Origin of the sequence: Pseudomonas sp. MNR3A (assembly GCF_009650575.1) — a bacterium.
Lineage (GTDB): Bacteria > Pseudomonadota > Gammaproteobacteria > Pseudomonadales > Pseudomonadaceae > Aquipseudomonas > Aquipseudomonas machongensis.
Map to the genome: position 1 here is coordinate 1 of NZ_VZZS01000008.1, position 17420 is coordinate 17420.

At 60.3% G+C, this 17420-nt stretch carries 12 protein-coding genes; 9 read left to right on the forward strand and 3 right to left on the reverse strand.

Translation table 11 applies throughout. The features are described from left to right. The 3 genes from F6X62_RS05420 to F6X62_RS05430 all read left to right on the forward strand — a co-directional run. The coding region (locus tag F6X62_RS05420; protein ID WP_178117525.1) for a DUF637 domain-containing protein at nucleotides 1-2751 on the forward strand (2751 nt) is incomplete at its 5' end. 2 nt (nucleotides 2752-2753) lie between these two features. Next, complete coding sequence (locus tag F6X62_RS05425; protein ID WP_153772904.1) at nucleotides 2754-3308, forward strand: hypothetical protein; 555 nt, start codon at nucleotides 2754-2756, stop codon at nucleotides 3306-3308. A gap of 246 nt (nucleotides 3309-3554) precedes the next feature. Beyond that, on the forward strand, nucleotides 3555-4421 hold the full coding sequence (locus F6X62_RS05430) for a hypothetical protein (protein ID WP_153772905.1): 867 nt from the start codon (nucleotides 3555-3557) through the stop codon (nucleotides 4419-4421). Here F6X62_RS05430 and nfi read toward each other — a convergent pair. Together nfi and F6X62_RS05440 are read right to left on the reverse strand one after the other, a co-directional pair. Continuing rightward, entirely contained in the window at nucleotides 4405-5103 is a 699-nt protein-coding gene (gene nfi, locus F6X62_RS05435) for a deoxyribonuclease V (protein WP_153772906.1), read from the reverse strand. The genes F6X62_RS05430 and nfi overlap by 17 nt on opposite strands. Before the next feature lie 145 nt (nucleotides 5104-5248). Next, complete coding sequence (locus F6X62_RS05440) at nucleotides 5249-5602, reverse strand: hypothetical protein (RefSeq protein WP_063543983.1); 354 nt, start codon at nucleotides 5600-5602, stop codon at nucleotides 5249-5251. Between the two features lie 331 nt (nucleotides 5603-5933). Between F6X62_RS05440 and F6X62_RS05445 the strand changes: the two genes are divergently transcribed. Next, nucleotides 5934-10799: an NAD-glutamate dehydrogenase gene (locus F6X62_RS05445; RefSeq protein ID WP_063543985.1), complete on the forward strand. Its 4866-nt coding sequence runs from the start codon at nucleotides 5934-5936 to the stop codon at nucleotides 10797-10799. Nucleotides 10800-10919: 120 nt separating this feature from the next. On the opposite strand, the gene F6X62_RS05450 is transcribed toward F6X62_RS05445, so the two are convergent. Further along, nucleotides 10920-11738: a pyruvate, water dikinase regulatory protein gene (locus F6X62_RS05450; RefSeq protein WP_054892475.1), complete on the reverse strand. Its 819-nt coding sequence runs from the start codon at nucleotides 11736-11738 to the stop codon at nucleotides 10920-10922. A 181-nt stretch (nucleotides 11739-11919) separates the two neighbouring features. On the opposite strand from F6X62_RS05450, the gene ppsA reads away from it, so the two are divergent. The 5 genes from ppsA to F6X62_RS05475 all read left to right on the forward strand — a co-directional run bounded on the left by ppsA (nucleotide 11920) and on the right by F6X62_RS05475 (nucleotide 17418). After that, on the forward strand, nucleotides 11920-14295 hold the full coding sequence (gene ppsA, locus F6X62_RS05455) for a phosphoenolpyruvate synthase (protein WP_054892474.1): 2376 nt from the start codon (nucleotides 11920-11922) through the stop codon (nucleotides 14293-14295). A 167-nt stretch (nucleotides 14296-14462) separates the two neighbouring features. Continuing rightward, the gene (locus tag F6X62_RS05460; RefSeq protein WP_153772907.1) at nucleotides 14463-15428 is read left to right on the forward strand and encodes an alpha/beta fold hydrolase; all 966 of its coding nucleotides are present in this window, start codon (nucleotides 14463-14465) and stop codon (nucleotides 15426-15428) included. A gap of 122 nt (nucleotides 15429-15550) precedes the next feature. Beyond that, nucleotides 15551-16042 carry a ribonuclease E activity regulator RraA gene (rraA, locus tag F6X62_RS05465; RefSeq protein ID WP_054892472.1) on the forward strand — a complete coding sequence of 164 codons (492 nt, stop codon included), beginning with the start codon at nucleotides 15551-15553 and terminating at the stop codon, nucleotides 16040-16042. Nucleotides 16043-16069: 27 nt separating this feature from the next. Next, nucleotides 16070-17065, forward strand: a complete 996-nt coding sequence (locus tag F6X62_RS05470) for a zinc transporter ZntB (protein WP_153772908.1) — start codon at nucleotides 16070-16072, stop codon at nucleotides 17063-17065. Nucleotides 17066-17163: 98 nt separating this feature from the next. Continuing rightward, nucleotides 17164-17418: a hypothetical protein gene (locus tag F6X62_RS05475; RefSeq protein ID WP_054892470.1), complete on the forward strand. Its 255-nt coding sequence runs from the start codon at nucleotides 17164-17166 to the stop codon at nucleotides 17416-17418. The last annotated feature ends 2 nt before the right edge of the window (nucleotides 17419-17420 follow it).

Genomic DNA, 17420 nt, shown 5'->3' on the forward strand with positions numbered 1-17420 from the left:
CGCCTGGACATGCTCGCCACCGACTCGATCCGCAACGCCCAGGGCGGGATCATCGCCGGTCGTGAAGTGAGCCTGACCGCGCTGACCGGCGATGTGATCAACGAACGCAGCGTTACCCGCCTGGAAGGCCGGGCCGGTGGCGAGCATGTGACCAAGGACCTGGTCGACACTGCAGCACGCATCGAGGCGGCGAACGACCTGACCGTCACCGCCGGGCGCGATATCGGCAACGTGGGTGGGGTGGTCAAGGCGGGTGGCGATATCAGGCTGGATGCCGGTCGCGACCTGTCCATCGTCAGCCAGGAAGGCGTCGACAGCCACGAGTATCAACGCCGCCGTGTCAGCGGCCACGACACCAGCATCACCCAGTACGGCAGCGAGATCAGCGCAGGTGGCAACCTCACCGCCACGGCAGGTCAGGACCTGAGCATCGTTGCCAGCGAAGTCGAGGCACGCCGCGACCTGGCCCTGCAGGCCGGCCGCGACGTGACCCTGGCTGCTGCGGCGAACGAGGAGCACAGCTACGCCAAGGGCAAGAAGGGCAAGACCAAGTACGAGCGACAGGAGGATGACGTCGAGCAGCAGTCTGCCGTGGTGAAGGCCGGCGGCGACCTGGCCATCGACGCCGGACGTGACCTGCGCCTCGTGGCGAGCAAAGTCAGCGCCGGCGAGGAAGCCTACCTGGTGGCGGGCGACAAGCTGGAGCTGTTGGCGGCCAACGACAGCCAGTACTCGCTGTACGACATGAGCAAGAAAGGCGGCTGGGGCAGCAAGCAGACCCAGCGCGACGAAGTCACCGACGTCAAGGCGGTGGGCAGCGAAGTCAGCAGCGGTGGCGACCTGACGCTCAAGAGCGGCGGCGATCAGTTGTACCAGGGGGCGAAGCTCGCCTCGGGTGCTGATCTGACCATTGATAGTGGCGGCGCGGTGACGTTCGAGGCGGTCAAGGACCTGCATCAGGAGAGTCACGAGAAGAGCAAGTCCAACGTTGGCTGGTTCAGCATGAAGGGCGAGGGCCGTACGGATGAAACGGTTCGCCAGAGCGAGCTGGTCGCCAAAGGCGACCTGGTGATCAATGCCGTTGGCAAGATTCATGTGGATGTGCGCCAGGTCAACCAGCAGACGGTGAGCGAGTCCATCGATGCCATGGTCAAGGCCGATCCCAAGCTGGCCTGGCTCAAGCAGGTCGAAGCACAAGGTGGCGTGGACTGGCGTCAGGTCAAGGAAATCCACGACTCGTTCAAGTACAGCAATTCGGGGCTGGGGCCGGCTGCTCAGCTCGCGATTGCGATCGTCATGGCGGCCGTCGTCGGCCCTGCCGCAGCGGCTTGGGCCAACGGCGGTGTCGCTGGAGCCGCCGTCGGGGCCGTTGCCACGGGCGCTGCGACCAATGCTTCGGTAAGCGTCGTCAATAATCGAGGCAATCTGGGGGCTGTGGTCAAGGATGTGACCTCCTCCGATGCGATGAAAGGCTATGTCATTTCGGGTGTGGCTGCAGGTCTGACAGCGGCCTATTTCGATGGCTGGACGGGAACGAAAACTGACCCAGTCACGGGCAAAGTCCTTGGGCCCGAACTGAACACGATCAAAGGCGTAGGTCAGTTCGCAGCCAACCAGACGTTGCAGAATGGCACCTCCCTGCTGCTGAGCAAGGCCCTTGGGCAGGGCGGCAGTGCCAGCGATGCGTTGAAAAGCGCGCTGTTCAATACGCTGGCGGCAGCCAGTTTCAATGCGGTGGGGGATTACACCAAGCAGTTCGGCATCGAGAACGGCAGCCTCCCCAAGATTGCCATCCATGCGATGGTGGGTGGCTTGCTGTCGAAGGCCACTGGCGGTGACTTCAGAACGGGTGCTTTGGCGGGGGGCGCGAATGAAGCGCTGGTGGTACAGCTCGACAAGCTGGTTGGAGGAAATGAAAACCTGCTGACCATGAGCTCGCAGATCGTCGGGGTGCTGGCGGCGGCAAGCCAGGAGGATGCCGATGCCAGTTCGTTGGACAAAGCCGCATGGGTCGCCAAGAACGGCACGCAATACAACTATCTGGAACACCTGGATGTCCTGGCTTTTGCCAAAGACATGAATGGCTGTGGTACGGACGAAAGCTGTCAGACGGACAAGTGGATAAAAGAGAAATACGACGACGAGAGCTTGCGTAACGTAGAGGATGCCCAGAATACTTACGGGCCTCAAAGAGCCAAGGAGAAATCGCTTCAGATCGCCCAAAGCATAGACACACTGATGTCTGTCCAGTGTACGACGGCTAGGTGCGAAACATACAAGACAGCTCTATTGGAGCGCTCGATTGACAGCTATGCGCGCCTGAGTAAAGTCCTGAACGAATGGGCGCCTACGCTGGACCGCCTGGGGCTTGTTGGTGGCGCTGCTGCAGGTAAACAGGCCGGGTCTAGGCCTGTTGGAGTACCTGAACGTGCGGAGCTTGCGCAGGTTCAGCGGGCAGTGGACTATCTTGCAGGGACAAAAGCAACATCGATTGAGTTTTTGCCGAAAGCTACGCGGAATAGTGCAGGACAGATAGAGGCGAACATTACTCAGAGCAGCGCCATAAAGACTCTTGAGTCTAATGGTTATAAAAAGACAATTTCTCAAGATGGCTCAGTTACTGTGTTAACTAATGGAGGGAAAACCTATCGATTCTATCCATCTTCAACGTCCACAGGGCAGCCGTCCGCGTCGTTGACTATAGAAGGGGTGAAAAAACCAACTGCGAAAATCAGGTTTTCAGGAGAGTAGTCGTGACTGTTTTGAACGTTGAAGATAAAGATTTGAATTCTTTTCTTGATAGGCTGTCAGGTGTCATAGATTTTAATAAAGACTTGCCGGCGAATGTTTTCGTTGGTGGTGGATTTCTGTTTTGGTTTTTTGAGAGACCATTGCTCTGCTTTTCTGAAATTTTTTCGGGATTGGTATCGAATAGCCTTTCCAGTTTTAAGTCAGATGTTTTTATAAAGTTTTCAGGTGATGAGCGATTAAGTAACTCTTGTTTTTCCTTCGATGGAAACGATTTAGAGAAAGATGTTCGTTATTTGAGTAAAAGGTTTGAAAATTTTTTTGATGGAACAGTTGGTTATCCAATAGTTTTATGCGATAGCGCGTGCAAATGGGTTGCCTTCGAAAGCGCATATGAGGAATTTGGCGTTGTTGCTGTGAAAAAATCAGAGCTTCAAGAGGGTTTTTACGAGTACTTAAACTCAAATTTGATCTCGATGGATGAGTTGGCTGAACTGGCATCCAGTTGCACCGCGGAAGGTATAATCGCAAAGGCTCTGATCTCTTCCTATTCTAACTAATCGGGCAAAAGCAGCAGGGCGTGCCACTGAAGCGGGCTCCATTTTACTCAACAGCGTAATCTGGTCAAAAGATCCCTTTCAGTATAGTGGGAATAAGGACTCGGTACCCCAAGGTATCAATTGATGATGTGAAAGTGGCCACCTACAAGCTGGCACCGAAGCGGGGCAGGTGGATAAATTCGAGGCGTGCTCGAACTGTAGCGGTTTACTGAAGGATGCCGATGTGATTACCGGAAGGAAGCTCTGATGATTATCAAAAGAAATGCGATAAGCAACCAGGGCGGATTGTGGACTTTTCGGGGCGTACCCTATACCGGGGGAGCGTTGGAGTTCTCGAATGGTCATGTGGTTGGAGGAGGTATGTATGAAGATGGCCGCTATGTTGATGGCTACCGCAGCGAGTTTATTATTGGGGAGGTGCGTAATAGTATCGAAATGGAGCGAGACTATACGGGGGAGCAGTTTTATTGGGGGGATAGTGTCTACAATGGATTTTCCTATGAGTTCAGTGGTGATGTATGTGTCAGCGAGCGCTTGTATGAATATGGCTGGGTGATAGAGGAAGTAACATATTTCCCAGATGGACAGTTGCGAACTGTCGAGATCGGGGAGGATGTTCCACAGAGTTATGGGTGGTTCGAAGGCGGTGGACTGGAAGCGATGACGGTTCACCAGAATAATATTTTCATGTTTTCCTTGATATTTTCATTGGAAGGTCTGACGCGGTTGACTCTGTTGGGTGACTATTTTTCTAAACTACCGCAAGTGATCGGGTGCATAAGGTTTCCTGTGTTGCGTGATAAAGCGGAGCTCTCCTCTCTTAAGTATGCGTCCCGGGTTTCACTCATTGGAGATGGTATTGACAAGGCTGTGGTTGATTACATCTTTATGGGGGGCAATGAGCGCTGTATCAGAGAGTTAGAGCTGGATGGTGTCAATGGTACACCGGAAATTCTGCAGTGTTTGAAAAATTATCAGCAGTTGAGTGTATTGAAAGTTGTGGTCGCTAAGGATTGCGTTGACTGGTGGCGTGAAGGGTGCGTCCAGTTTCAGGTACTTTGTCCCGAATGTGACGTATATTTAAATAATCGGAAGGTTAGTTTGGAAGGGTGATGGGGTGTTTGTTCTGTTCGTAGAATTGCCTTCCGTATCGATCTGCAAGCCGGGTCGTTTCTGGTAGTCGATAGTGGCGTGTTGCATTCAATACCCAGTGACAGGCAGTTTCAAGGGAGATTCGGTGGCCGATTGAAACGAACACGGGTTTTACATTTTTTTGAGTCCTGAGCGCGGCCCCGATCAGTTTGTCGCCGTCGAACAGGCCTGATTGGCATCCCCTTTCATTAAGCGGAGGTGCGTATTCACCAATGAAGCGACTTTTTCCGCATCCAATAGTAGGTATGTCATAAAGTACCCCCAAATGCGATGCCAAGCCAAACCGACGAGGGTGAGCTATACCTTGCCCGTCGCAGATGATCAGGTCAGGTCGGTGGGTTATAGCCGATAAGAGCTTTACGATAGAAGGTAGTTCTCTAAACGAAAAAAGACCAGGCACATAGGGAAACGAAGTCGTACCCGACCATGCATGCTCTTCGATGATTTCCAGGCTTTCTGCGTCAACCACAACAATAGAGGCTATGAGTGTATCGTTTTCTTTGTGGTAGGCGACATCAATGCCTGCGATACTAGAAATAGGCCCAAGCTGATCTTGCTTGACTACAAGTTTAGATAGTCGTATCTGTAGATCGATAGCCTCGCTTGGGGTTATATCCCAAGGGTGTTGTATGACTGGCTGCATGTGGACTGTTCTCGCTAAATCAAATGGGTGAGGTTGTCGCGCTGATCGGCAAGTACACAAAGGCGACCCTTGGGTCGCCTTTGTTGTGTGCGCTGTCGATGCTTGCTTACCCCTGTGCGGGCTGACCCGCAACGGGAGCGCCGTCTCAGATCTCGGAAACGAACGTCCCCGTTCCCTCGAGAATATTGCGCAGCGTCAGCGCCACTTCCTCCAGATCGCTTCCGGCCGACGTAAGCAGGATCTCCAGCGATTCATCACCCCTGAGTGCATCCCGATCCCCTGGTGAAACCTCGATCAGCAGGCGCTCGGCACTCAAGGTCACTTTCAGCCCGTCCAGCGTCGACGGTTCGTCGTCCAGCGTGAGATCGACGGTGTCTTCGTCCGGATAGCGGGTGAGCAGGAACATCTGGCCCTTGTCGCTGTGGCAGCACAGGGTCGCCATGTTGTCTTCCTCGTCATCGCAGGGGGTGGCGAAGAGCAGGGCGGTTTTCAGTTGCATGGGCAGCTCGGTTCAAGGAAATGAAATGCGATTGTGCCAGTCTGGGCCTTGCGCATAAACGCAATGTTACCGCCCTTTGACCGAATATGTCGCAGCGCTGCAAGCCGGGATGACCGCTCAGTCGTTAAGCTGCCCAGTTGATGGACAACCGTAAAGACACAGCCACCGGCAGTCGTCTTTGCAGCTGCCCATCCCTGGAACATGGACGCGAAGGAAGCGTCCTACGCCTTGGTTTTACCGTCTTCCTGCTACGGGTTGACTATCGTTGATCCGTACATGGCGCACGTACACGACGCTTCACCTATAACAAAGCCCAAGCGGAGTACCACAGATGGCGTTTTTCACCGCAGCCAGCAAAGCCGACTTCCAGCATCAACTGCAGGCGGCCCTGGCGCAGCACATCAGCGAGCAGTCCCTGCCACAAGTGGCGCTGTTCGCCGAACAGTTCTTCGGCATCATCTCTCTGGACGAACTCACCCAGCGTCGGCTGTCCGACCTGGCCGGCTGCACCCTCTCTGCCTGGCGCACCATCGAGCGCTTCGACCCGAACACTGCGCAAGTGCGGGTCTACAACCCTGACTACGAACGCCACGGCTGGCAGTCCACGCACACCGTGGTCGAAGTCCTGCACCATGACCTGCCGTTCCTGGTCGACTCGGTACGCACCGAACTCAACCGCCGCGGCTACAGCATCCACACCCTGCAGACCACCGTGCTCAGCGCCCGCCGCGGGCCGAAGGGCGAGCTGCTCGAACTGCTGCCCAAGGGCACCCAGGGTGAAGGCGTCAGCCACGAGTCGCTGATGTACCTGGAGATCGACCGCTGCGCCAATGCCGCCGAGCTGACCAGCCTGACCCGCGAGCTGGAGCTGGTACTGGCCGATGTGCGCGTCGTCGTCGCCGACTTCGACCCGATGAAGGCCAAGGTCCGCGACCTGCTGGCGCTGGTGGGCGAAAACGCCTTCGGCCCGGCGCAGAACGACAAGGCCGAGGTGCAGAGCTTCCTCACCTGGCTGCTGGACAACCACTTCACCTTCCTCGGCTATGAAGAGTTCGTGGTCGAGTCCGACGCTGCCGGCGGCAGCCTGGTCTACGACGAATCGTCCTTCCTCGGCCTGCCGCGCGTGCTGCGCAGCGGCCTGAGCAATGAAGACCTGCGCATCGAGGACTACGCCGTCAGCTACCTGCGCGAGCCGCGCCTGCTGTCGTTCGCCAAGGCTTCGCAACCAAGCCGCGTGCACCGTCCGGCTTACCCGGACTACGTGTCGATTCGCCAGATCGATGCCGATGGCAAGGTCATCAAGGAATGCCGCTTCATGGGCCTGTACACCTCGACGGTGTACGGTGAAAGCGTGTACACCATCCCGTACATCCGCGGGAAAGTCGCCGAGATCGAGCGCCGTTCGCACTTCGATCCCAAGGCGCACCTGGGCAAGGAACTCACGCAGGTGCTCGAAGTGCTGCCGCGCGACGACCTGTTCCAGACCCCGATCGACGAGCTGTTCAACACCGTCATGTCGATCGTGCAGATCCAGGAGCGCAACAAGATCCGCGTGTTCCTGCGCAAGGACCCGTACGGACGCTTCTGCTACTGCCTGGCCTACGTACCGCGTGAAATCTACTCCACCGAAGTGCGCCAGAAGATCCAGCAGGTGCTGATGGAGCGCCTGAAGGCTACCGACTGTGAGTTCTGGACCTTCTTCTCCGAGTCGGTGCTGGCACGTGTGCAGTTGATCCTGCGGGTCGACCCGAAGAACCGCATCGACATCGACCCGCAGCAGCTGGAAAACGAAGTGATCCAGGCCTGCCGCTCGTGGCAGGACGACTTCTCGGCGCTGGTGGTGGAGAACTTCGGCGAAGCCCAGGGCACCAACATCCTCGCCGACTTCCCCAAGGGCTTCCCGGCGGGTTACCGCGAGCGCTTCGCTGCGCATTCGGCGGTGGTGGACATGCAGCATGTGCTGGCATTGTCCGAAGCCAAGCCGCTGGCCATGAGCTTCTACCAGCCACTCACCCAACTGGGCGAGCGCCAGCTGCACTGCAAGCTGTACCACGCCGACACGCCGCTGGCGCTGTCCGACGTGCTGCCGATCCTGGAGAACCTCGGCCTGCGCGTGCTGGGTGAATTCCCGTACCGCCTGCGCCACGCCAACGGTCGCGAGTTCTGGATCCATGACTTCGCCTTCACCTACAGCGAAGGCCTGAACCTGGACCTGCAGCAGCTCAACGACACCCTGCAGGATGCCTTCATCCACATCGTCAAGGGCGACGCCGAGAACGACGCGTTCAACCGCCTGGTGCTCACCGCTGGCCTGCCATGGCGCGATGTGGCACTGCTGCGCGCCTATGCCCGCTACATGAAGCAGATCCGCCTGGGCTTCGATCTGGGCTACATCGCCAGCACCCTGAACAACCACACCGACATCGCCCGCGAGCTGACGCGGTTGTTCAAGACCCGCTTCTACCTCGCGCGCAAGCTCGGCCAGGATGACCTGGACGACAAGCAGCAGCGCCTGGAGCAGGCGATCCTCACCGCCCTGGACGACGTCCAGGTGCTCAACGAGGACCGCATCCTGCGTCGCTACCTGGACCTGATCAAGGCCACCCTGCGCACCAACTTCTACCAGCCCGACGCCGCTGGCCAGAGCAAGTCGTACTTCAGCTTCAAGTTCAACCCGCGCCTGATTCCCGAGCTGCCCAAGCCCGTACCGAAATTCGAGATCTTCGTCTATTCGCCGCGGGTCGAAGGCGTGCACCTGCGCTTTGGCAACGTCGCCCGCGGCGGCCTGCGCTGGTCGGACCGCGAGGAAGACTACCGCACCGAAGTGCTGGGCCTGGTCAAGGCGCAGCAGGTGAAGAACTCGGTGATCGTGCCGGTCGGCGCCAAGGGCGGCTTCCTGCCGCGTCGCCTGCCACTGGGTGGCGGCCGCGACGAGATCGCCGCCGAGGGTATCGCCTGCTACCGCATCTTCATCAGTGGCCTGCTCGACATCACCGACAACCTCAAGGACGGTGGGGTGGTGCCGCCGGCCAACGTGGTGCGTCATGACGACGACGACCCCTACCTGGTAGTAGCTGCAGACAAAGGCACCGCGACTTTCTCCGACATCGCCAACGGCATCGCCAACGACTACGGCTTCTGGCTCGGCGATGCCTTCGCCTCCGGTGGTTCGGCTGGCTACGACCATAAAGGCATGGGCATCACTGCCCGTGGCGCCTGGGTGGGCGTGCAGCGCCACTTCCGTGAGCGCGGCATCAACGTGCAGGAAGATCCGATCACCGTGGTCGGCATCGGCGACATGGCCGGCGACGTGTTCGGCAACGGCCTGCTGATGTCCGACAAGCTGCAACTGGTAGCCGCATTCAACCACCTGCACATCTTCGTCGACCCGAATCCGGACCCGGCCACCAGCTTCGCCGAGCGCAAGCGCCTGTTCGAGCTGCCGCGTTCGGCCTGGACCGACTACAACAGCGCGATCATGTCCGAAGGCGGCGGGATCTTCCCGCGTAGCGCCAAGAGCATCGCCATCAGCCCGCAGATGAAGGAACGCTTCGCCATCGAAGCCGACCGCCTTACCCCGACCGAACTGCTGCATGCATTGCTGCAGGCGCCGGTCGACCTGCTGTGGAATGGCGGCATCGGCACCTACGTCAAGGCCAGCAGCGAAAGCCACGCCGATGTCGGCGACAAGGCCAACGACGCCCTGCGCGTCAACGGCAACGAGCTGCGCTGCAAGGTGGTGGGCGAGGGCGGCAACCTTGGCATGACCCAGCTCGGTCGCGTCGAGTTCGGCCTGCATGGCGGCGCCACCAACACCGACTTCATCGACAACGCCGGTGGCGTGGACTGCTCCGACCACGAGGTCAACATCAAGATCCTGCTCAACGAAGTGGTGCAGGCTGGCGACATGACCGAGAAGCAGCGCAACCAGCTGCTGGGCAGCATGACCGAGGAAGTTTCCTCGCTGGTGCTCGGCAACAACTACAAGCAGACCCAGGCCCTGTCGCTTGCGGCCCGCCGCGCCCGCGAGCGGATCGCCGAGTACAAGCGCCTGATGGCCGACCTCGAGTCGCGGGGCAAGCTGGACCGCGCCATCGAGTTCCTGCCGACCGAAGAGCAACTGGCCGAACGCCTGGCGGCCGGCCAGGGCCTGACCCGTGCCGAGCTGTCGGTGCTGATCTCGTACAGCAAGATCGATCTCAAGGAGCAACTGCTCAAGTCGCTGGTGCCGGACGACGACTACCTGACCCGTGACATGGAGACGGCGTTCCCGCCGTCACTGGTCAGCAAGTTCGCCGAGGCCATGCGCCGTCACCGCCTCAAGCGCGAGATCGTCAGCAACCAGATCGCCAACGACCTGGTCAACAACATGGGCATCACCTTCGTGCAGCGCCTGAAGGAGTCCACCGGCATGAGCCCGGCCAACGTTGCCGGTGCGTATGTGATCGTGCGCGACATCTTCCACCTGCCGCACTGGTTCCGCCAGATCGAGGCCCTGGACTACCAGGTGCCCGCCGAGATCCAGCTGACCCTCATGGACGAGCTGATGCGCCTGGGACGTCGTGCCACCCGCTGGTTCCTGCGCAGCCGTCGCAACGAGCAGGATGCCGGTCGTGACGCTGCCCATTTCGGGCCGAAGATCGCGCAACTGGGGCTCAAGCTCGACGAACTGCTGGAAGGGCCGACCCGCGAACGCTGGCAGGCGCGCTACCAGGGCTTCGTCGAAGCCGGGGTGCCGGAGTTGCTGGCGCGCATGGTGGCAGGCACTACTCACCTGTACACTCTGCTGCCGATCATCGAAGCTTCGGATGTCACCGGTCACGATCCGGCGCAGGTGGCCAAGGCGTTCTTCGCCGTGGGCAGCGCGCTCGACCTGACCTGGTACCTGCAGGAAATCAGCAACCTGCCAGTGGAGAACAACTGGCAGGCCCTGGCCCGCGAAGCGTTCCGCGACGACATCGACCTGCAGCAGCGCGCGATCACCATTTCCGTGTTGCAGATGGCCGATGCACCGGACGACATGGACGCCCGCGTGGCCCTGTGGGCCGAGCAGCACCGGGTGATGGTCGAGCGCTGGCGCGCCATGCTGGACGACCTGCGCAACGCCACAGGCACCGACTATGCGATGTACGCGGTGGCCAACCGCGAGCTGGTCGACCTGGCGCTGAGTGGGCAGTCGGTGGTGATTCCATCCTGACCTTGGCCCTGAAATGAAAAAGCCCCGGCAGCAATGCCGGGGCTTTTTTGTTCGTCTCTAGCGGCCCTGTGGGCTGTGGCTCGCCGCTGCGACTTGCCCGCTAAAAGGCTTCCGCCGATCTTACTTGAACCGCCGCTCCACGCCTTTCTCCACGAGAATCTTCGCCGAAATCTCTTCCACCGAAAAATGCGTGGAGTTGATGTTGGGAATGTTCTCCCGGCGGAACAGGTTCTCCACCTCGCGCACTTCGAATTCGCACTGGGCAAAGCTCGAATAGCGGCTGTTGGGTTTGCGTTCGTGGCGAATGGCGGTCAGGCGGTCGGGGTCGATGGTCAGGCCGAACAGCTTGTTGTGGTGCTTTTTCAGCACCGCTGGCAACTGCAGGCGCTCCATGTCGTCTTCGGTCAGCGGGTAGTTGGCGGCGCGGATGCCGAACTGCATGGCCATGTACAGGCAGGTTGGTGTCTTGCCGCAGCGCGACACACCCACCAGGATCAGGTCGGCCTTGTCGTAGTAATGGGTGCGCGCACCATCGTCGTTGTCCAGGGCGAAGTTGACTGCCTCGATGCGCTCCATGTAGTTGGAATTGCCACCGATCGAGTGTGATTTGCCCACGGAATACGACGAATGGGCGGTCAATTCCTGCTCGAGCGGGGATAAAAACGTCGAAAAGATGTCGATCATGAAGCCATTGGACGTAGCCATGACCTCGCGGATGTCCTGGTTGACGATGGTATCGAAGATAATGGGGCGCACACCGTCGCGCTCGGCCGCGGCATTGATCTGCTGGACCATGGCGCGCGCCTTGTCGAGCGTATCGATGTAGGGGCGGGTGAATTTGGCGAAGGGAATGCTTTCGAACTGCGCCAGCAGGCTTTGGCCCAGTGTTTCGGCCGTGATGCCGGTACCGTCGGAGATGAAGAACGCGGATCGTTTCATTTGCACCTGAGGCCTTAAGCTGCCGAATGTTTCTGGATATGATAGGTTCGGTTTGCCGAACGCGGTCGTTCGGCATTCTCACTTATTTTCCAGGTCCAGGCCACAAGCGTCCCGGCCCAGCCGCAGAGTCGACAGGCGGGCGCCCTTGAGCTTTTCCAATACAGTTAGTGGAGAGATCACCTTGGTAGAGTACGTAGTTTCCCTCGATAAGCTCGGCGTCCATGATGTGGAGCATGTGGGGGGCAAGAACGCATCCCTGGGCGAGATGATCAGTAATCTTGCCGGTGCCGGCGTATCGGTGCCGGGCGGCTTTGCCACTACGGCTCAGGCGTATCGCGACTTTCTCGAACAAAGTGGCCTGAACGACCGCATCCATGCCGCGCTCGACGCGCTGGATGTCGACGATGTCAACGCCTTGGCCAAGACCGGCGCACAGATTCGCCAGTGGGTGATGGAGGCCGATTTCCCGGCACGTCTGGACGCCGAAATCCGCACCGCCTTCGCCGAAATGGCTGCCGGCAACGACAACATGGCCGTGGCCGTGCGCTCTTCGGCGACCGCCGAAGACTTGCCGGATGCTTCGTTCGCCGGCCAGCAGGAAACCTTCCTCAATATCCGTGGCGTCGACAACGTGATCCGCGCGGCCAAGGAAGTGTTCGCCTCGCTGTTCAACGACCGCGCCATTTCCTACCGCGTGCACCAGGGCTTCGACCACAAGCTGGTCGCCCTGTCGGCCGGCGTGCAGCGCATGGTGCGTTCGGAAACCGGCACCGCTGGCGTCATGTTCACCCTCGACACCGAGTCGGGCTTCCGCGATGTGGTGTTCATCACCGGCGCCTACGGCCTGGGTGAAACCGTCGTGCAGGGTGCGGTCAACCCTGACGAATTCTACGTGCACAAGAACACCCTGCAGGCAGGCCGCCCGGCCATCCTGCGCCGCAACCTGGGCAGCAAGGCGATCAAGATGGTCTACGGCGACGAAGCCAAGGCCGGTCGTTCGGTCAAGACTGTCGAGGTCGACCGTGCCGAGCGTGCGCGCTTCTGCCTGAGCGACGCCGAGGTCAACGAACTCGCCAAGCAGGCGATGATCATCGAGCAGCACTACCAGCGCCCGATGGACATCGAATGGGCCAAGGACGGTGACGACGGCAAGCTGTACATCGTGCAGGCTCGCCCCGAGACCGTGAAGAGCCGCGCCAGCGCCAATGTCATGGAGCGCTACCTGCTTAAAGAGAAGGGCACGGTATTGGTCGAAGGTCGCGCCATTGGCCAGCGTATCGGCGCCGGCAAGGTCCGCGTGATCCACGATGTGTCCGAGATGGACAAGGTGCAGCCAGGCGACGTACTGGTTTCCGACATGACCGACCCGGACTGGGAACCGGTCATGAAGCGCGCCAGCGCCATCGTCACCAACCGTGGCGGACGCACCTGCCACGCCGCGATCATCGCCCGTGAGCTGGGTATCCCGGCCGTGGTCGGTTGCGGCAACGCCACCCAGGTGTTGAAAGATGGCCAGGGCGTGACCGTATCCTGCGCCGAAGGCGACACCGGCTTCATTTTCGAGGGCGAGCTGGGCTTCGACGTCAAGCAGAACTCGGTGGATGCCATGCCGGAGCTGCCGTTCAAGATCATGATGAACGTCGGCAACCCCGACCGCGCCTTCGATTTCGCCCAACTGCCCAATGCGGGCGTGGGTCTGGCGCGCCTGGAGTTCATCATCAACCGCATGATCGGCGTGCACCCCAAGGCTCTGCTCAACTACGCCGGCCTGCCGCCTGAGCTGAAAGAGAGCGTCGACAAGCGCATCGCTGGCTACAGCGATCCGGTGGGCTTCTATGTCGAGAAGCTGGTCGAGGGCATCAGCACCCTGGCCGCAGCTTTCTACCCGAAAAAGGTGATCGTGCGCCTGTCGGACTTCAAGTCCAACGAGTATGCCAACCTGATCGGCGGCAAGCTCTACGAGCCTGAAGAAGAAAACCCGATGCTGGGCTTCCGCGGTGCCTCGCGCTACATCAGCGAGTCGTTCCGTGACTGCTTCGAGCTCGAGTGCCGCGCCCTCAAGCGCGTGCGCAACGAGATGGGCCTGACCAATGTCGAGATCATGGTGCCGTTCGTGCGCACCCTGGGCGAAGCCAGCCAGGTCGTCGACCTGCTCGCCGAGAATGGCCTGGCTCGCGGCGACAATGGACTGCGCGTGATCATGATGTGCGAGCTGCCGTCCAACGCCATCCTCGCCGAAGAGTTCCTGGAATACTTCGACGGCTTCTCGATCGGCTCCAACGACCTGACCCAGCTTACCCTGGGCCTGGACCGCGACTCGGGGATCATCGCCCACCTGTTCGACGAGCGAAATCCTGCGGTCAAGAAGCTGCTGGCCAATGCCATCGCCGCGTGCAACAAGGCTGGCAAGTACATCGGCATCTGCGGCCAGGGCCCATCGGACCACCCTGACCTCGCCAAGTGGCTGATGGAGCAGGGCATCGAGAGCGTCTCGCTGAACCCGGACTCGGTACTCGAGACCTGGTTCTTCCTGGCCGAAGGTCAGGGCGCCGCTTGATGTAACCCGCGCGGGGCGCGTCCTGACGCGCTTCGCGTTTCTGCCTTTTCGCGGGCAAACCCGCTGCCACCGAGCCCTGTGGCAGCGGGTTTGCCCGCGAATGCGCTGCAGCCCAGGTTCAGCGTGGCAGTTCCCCTTCCTGTTTCCCCTTTTCATTCTGTGAATCCATGCAAAGCAGCAGCACCCTTTTTCCCGTGGCCCTGCTCAGTGCCGAGCGCCGCGGCGACCTCTGTGAAGACGTTTACCGGATCAAGGCGGGCAACAGCCCCGACGCCAGTGTCGAACTGGCCCTGACCCGTCTCGGGCTTGCCGATCAGCACGCCACCCCCGGGGTGCCGGTGATTCTCCTGCACGGCAGTTTCTCCAATCGTCGTTTCTGGTACTCGCCCAAGGGCATTGGCCTGGGTGCTTTCCTCGCACGTGCCGGTTTCGACGTGTGGATTCCGGAAATGCGCGGGCATGGCCTGTCGCCGCGCAACCGCCAGTGGCGACAGAACACCGTGGCCGACTACGCGCGTTTCGACCTGCCGGTGATCGGCGCCTTCGTCCAGGAAATGGCCGGCCAGGCGCCGCACTGGATTGGCCATTCGCTGGGCGGCACCACCTTGGCGGCCGCACTGGGTGGCGGCTACCTGGACAGCGCCTGCGTGGCCAGCGTGGCGTTGTTCGGCACCCAGGTCAGCCGGGTCTACTGGCCGTTGAAAGTGCCGCCCGTGGCGTGGGGGGCGCGCTTGCTGGTCAAGCGTTTTGCCCAGCTCTCCGGCCCCAGGTTGAAGCGTGGGCCGGAGGACGAGCCGATCGGGCTGGCCCTGGAAAGCTTGCGTTGGCATGGCCTGTTCGGCCGTTTCGGAGTCAAGGACCGAGACTGGTGGGCGGGGTTGGCGCAGATGGATGTACCGCTGCTGGCGGTCGCGGGTGCGGCGGATTTCCAGGATCCGGTGTGGGCCTGTCGCAAACTGTTCGAGCAGTGGGGCGATGAACGCAAGCAGTTCCTGCGCCTGGGCCGTGAAGAGGGCTTCGAAGCCTTCGGGCATGTCGACATGCTGGTGAGCAAGGCGGCGCAGACGCAGGTGTGGCCGCTGGTGGCGCGCTGGCTGAGCGACGTTCAGGCGCCGCCCGCCACAATTGAGTAAGCAGGTCATTCGCGGGCAAGTCGTAGCGCCGAACTGACTGCCTGGTCCCGGATGACTGCAACGGCCTTCAGGGTGTAGCCTTGGCCGATACCCGCTTTCGTTGTGACTGACAGGAGCTTCTCATGCAGCATTACGTAACGCCCGACCTGTGCGACGCCTACCCGGACCTGGTCCAGGTGCTGGAGCCGATGTTCAGCAATTTCGGCGGCCGCGATTCCTTCGGCGGCCAGATCGTCACCATCAAGTGCTTCGAGGACAACTCCCTGGTCAAGGAGCAGGTCGAGCTCGACGGCAAGGGCAAGGTCCTGGTGGTCGATGGCGGCGGATCGCTGCGCCGGGCGCTGCTGGGCGACATGCTCGCGGAAAAAGCGGCGAAGAATGGCTGGGAAGGCCTGGTGATCTACGGCTGTGTGCGTGACGTGGATGTGCTGGTGCAGACCGATGTCGGCGTGCAGGCCCTGGCCAGCCATCCGATGAAGACCGACAAGCGCGGCATTGGCGACCTCGACGTCGTGGTCAGCTTTGCCGGCGTCACTTTTCGCCCCGGCGAATACATCTACGCCGACAACAATGGCGTGATCGTCTCGCCAAGCCCCCTGAAAATGCCGGAGTGATGCGCCGCGCGCGCTGATGGAGCATTGATGTTCGAGGAAGACAACGCGCAGTGGGGGCTGGTCCATGCCCTGGTGCTCGACGGCAAGGGAGGCGCGCGCGCCATTGCCCGTACCGAGTTGGACAACCTGCAATTGCAGGCGCAAGAGAGCCTGTGGTTGCACTGGGACCGCAGTCATCCGCAAACCCGCACCTGGCTGCTGCACGACAGCGGCCTGAGCGAGTTCGCCTGCGACCTTCTGCTCGAGGAGAACACTCGCCCACGCCTGCTGGCGTTGGCCAACGAGCAGTTGCTGCTGTTTCTGCGCGGGGTCAACCTCAACCCTGGCGCAGAGCCGGAAGACATGGTCTCGGTGCGCATCTTCGCCGAAGCGCAGCGCGTCATTTCGTTGCGGCTGCGGCCTTTGCGCGCGAGCGATGAAGTCTTGCAGCAACTGGATGAGGGCAGGGGGCCGAAATCGGCCTCCGAACTGCTGCTGCTGATGGGTGAACTGTTGACCGAAAAGGTCCAGGCACTGGTCAGCGACCTGTCCGAAGCGGTCGATCTCGAGGAAGAAAAGGTAGAATCCGACGAACGGTATAGCCCGGCCCAGGGCAACCTGCAGCAGATTCGTCGTCGTGCCGCCGGCCTGCGTCGCTTCCTGGCGCCGCAGCGTGACATCTATGCTCAGCTTTCGCGCAACAAGTGGAGTTGGTTCGCCGACGCCGATGCCGATTACTGGAACGAGCTGAACAACAGCCTGATCCGTTATCTCGAGGAGCTGGAACTGGCCCGAGAGCGCGCTGCGCTGGTGCTGGAAGGCGAGGACCGGCGGCGCAGCGAGCGGATGAACCGGACCATGTACCGCTTCGGCATCATCACCTGCATCTTCCTGCCGATGAGCTTCATCACCGGCCTGCTCGGCATCAATGTCGGTGGTATTCCAGGGGCCGAGAACCCCTACGGCTTCCTGTTCGCCTGCCTGGTGGTGTTGGGGCTGGCCGCAGGGCAATGGTGGTTGTTGCGCAAGTTGCGCTGGGTCTGAGCGACGATCACGTATGTATTTTGAAACATTCGTCCCACATCGCTGTGTGACCCGTTGGCCAGAGCTCTCGTCTTTGACTGACATCACGCGAGGTGCCCATGCACGATCCGTTTGAAGAATCCCTGCGCGACCTGCTCAAGGCGTCGCCGTCCGGCCATGACCGAGATGACGATGCCTGCCTGGGGCGCGTGCTCAAAACCGCCAACCGTCAGGTTGGCGCGGGCGATCTGTTCAGCCTGCTGGGCCGCTGGAGCCAGGCGCTGCTGATCGCTGTCAACAATGGCTCGGCGCATGTCGCGCCGGTGCGCCGTACCCCTGCCGCTGGCAGACAGAAAGCTGATAAGGCCGATTGAAT

Bases quoted from the DNA above. Each gene is read 5' to 3' on its own strand.
- F6X62_RS05445 (WP_063543985.1), top strand. From the start codon at position 5,934: ATGGCGTTTTTCACCGCAGCCAGCAAAGCCGACTTCCAGCATCAACTG.
- rraA (WP_054892472.1), top strand. From the start codon at position 15,551: ATGCAGCATTACGTAACGCCCGACCTGTGCGACGCCTACCCGGACCTG.
- F6X62_RS05440 (WP_063543983.1), bottom strand. From the start codon at position 5,602: ATGCAACTGAAAACCGCCCTGCTCTTCGCCACCCCCTGCGATGACGAG.
- nfi (WP_153772906.1), bottom strand. From the start codon at position 5,103: ATGCAGCCAGTCATACAACACCCTTGGGATATAACCCCAAGCGAGGCT.
- F6X62_RS05470 (WP_153772908.1), top strand. From the start codon at position 16,070: ATGTTCGAGGAAGACAACGCGCAGTGGGGGCTGGTCCATGCCCTGGTG.
- F6X62_RS05460 (WP_153772907.1), top strand. From the start codon at position 14,463: ATGCAAAGCAGCAGCACCCTTTTTCCCGTGGCCCTGCTCAGTGCCGAG.
- F6X62_RS05475 (WP_054892470.1), top strand. From the start codon at position 17,164: ATGCACGATCCGTTTGAAGAATCCCTGCGCGACCTGCTCAAGGCGTCG.
- F6X62_RS05450 (WP_054892475.1), bottom strand. From the start codon at position 11,738: ATGAAACGATCCGCGTTCTTCATCTCCGACGGTACCGGCATCACGGCC.
- F6X62_RS05430 (WP_153772905.1), top strand. From the start codon at position 3,555: ATGATTATCAAAAGAAATGCGATAAGCAACCAGGGCGGATTGTGGACT.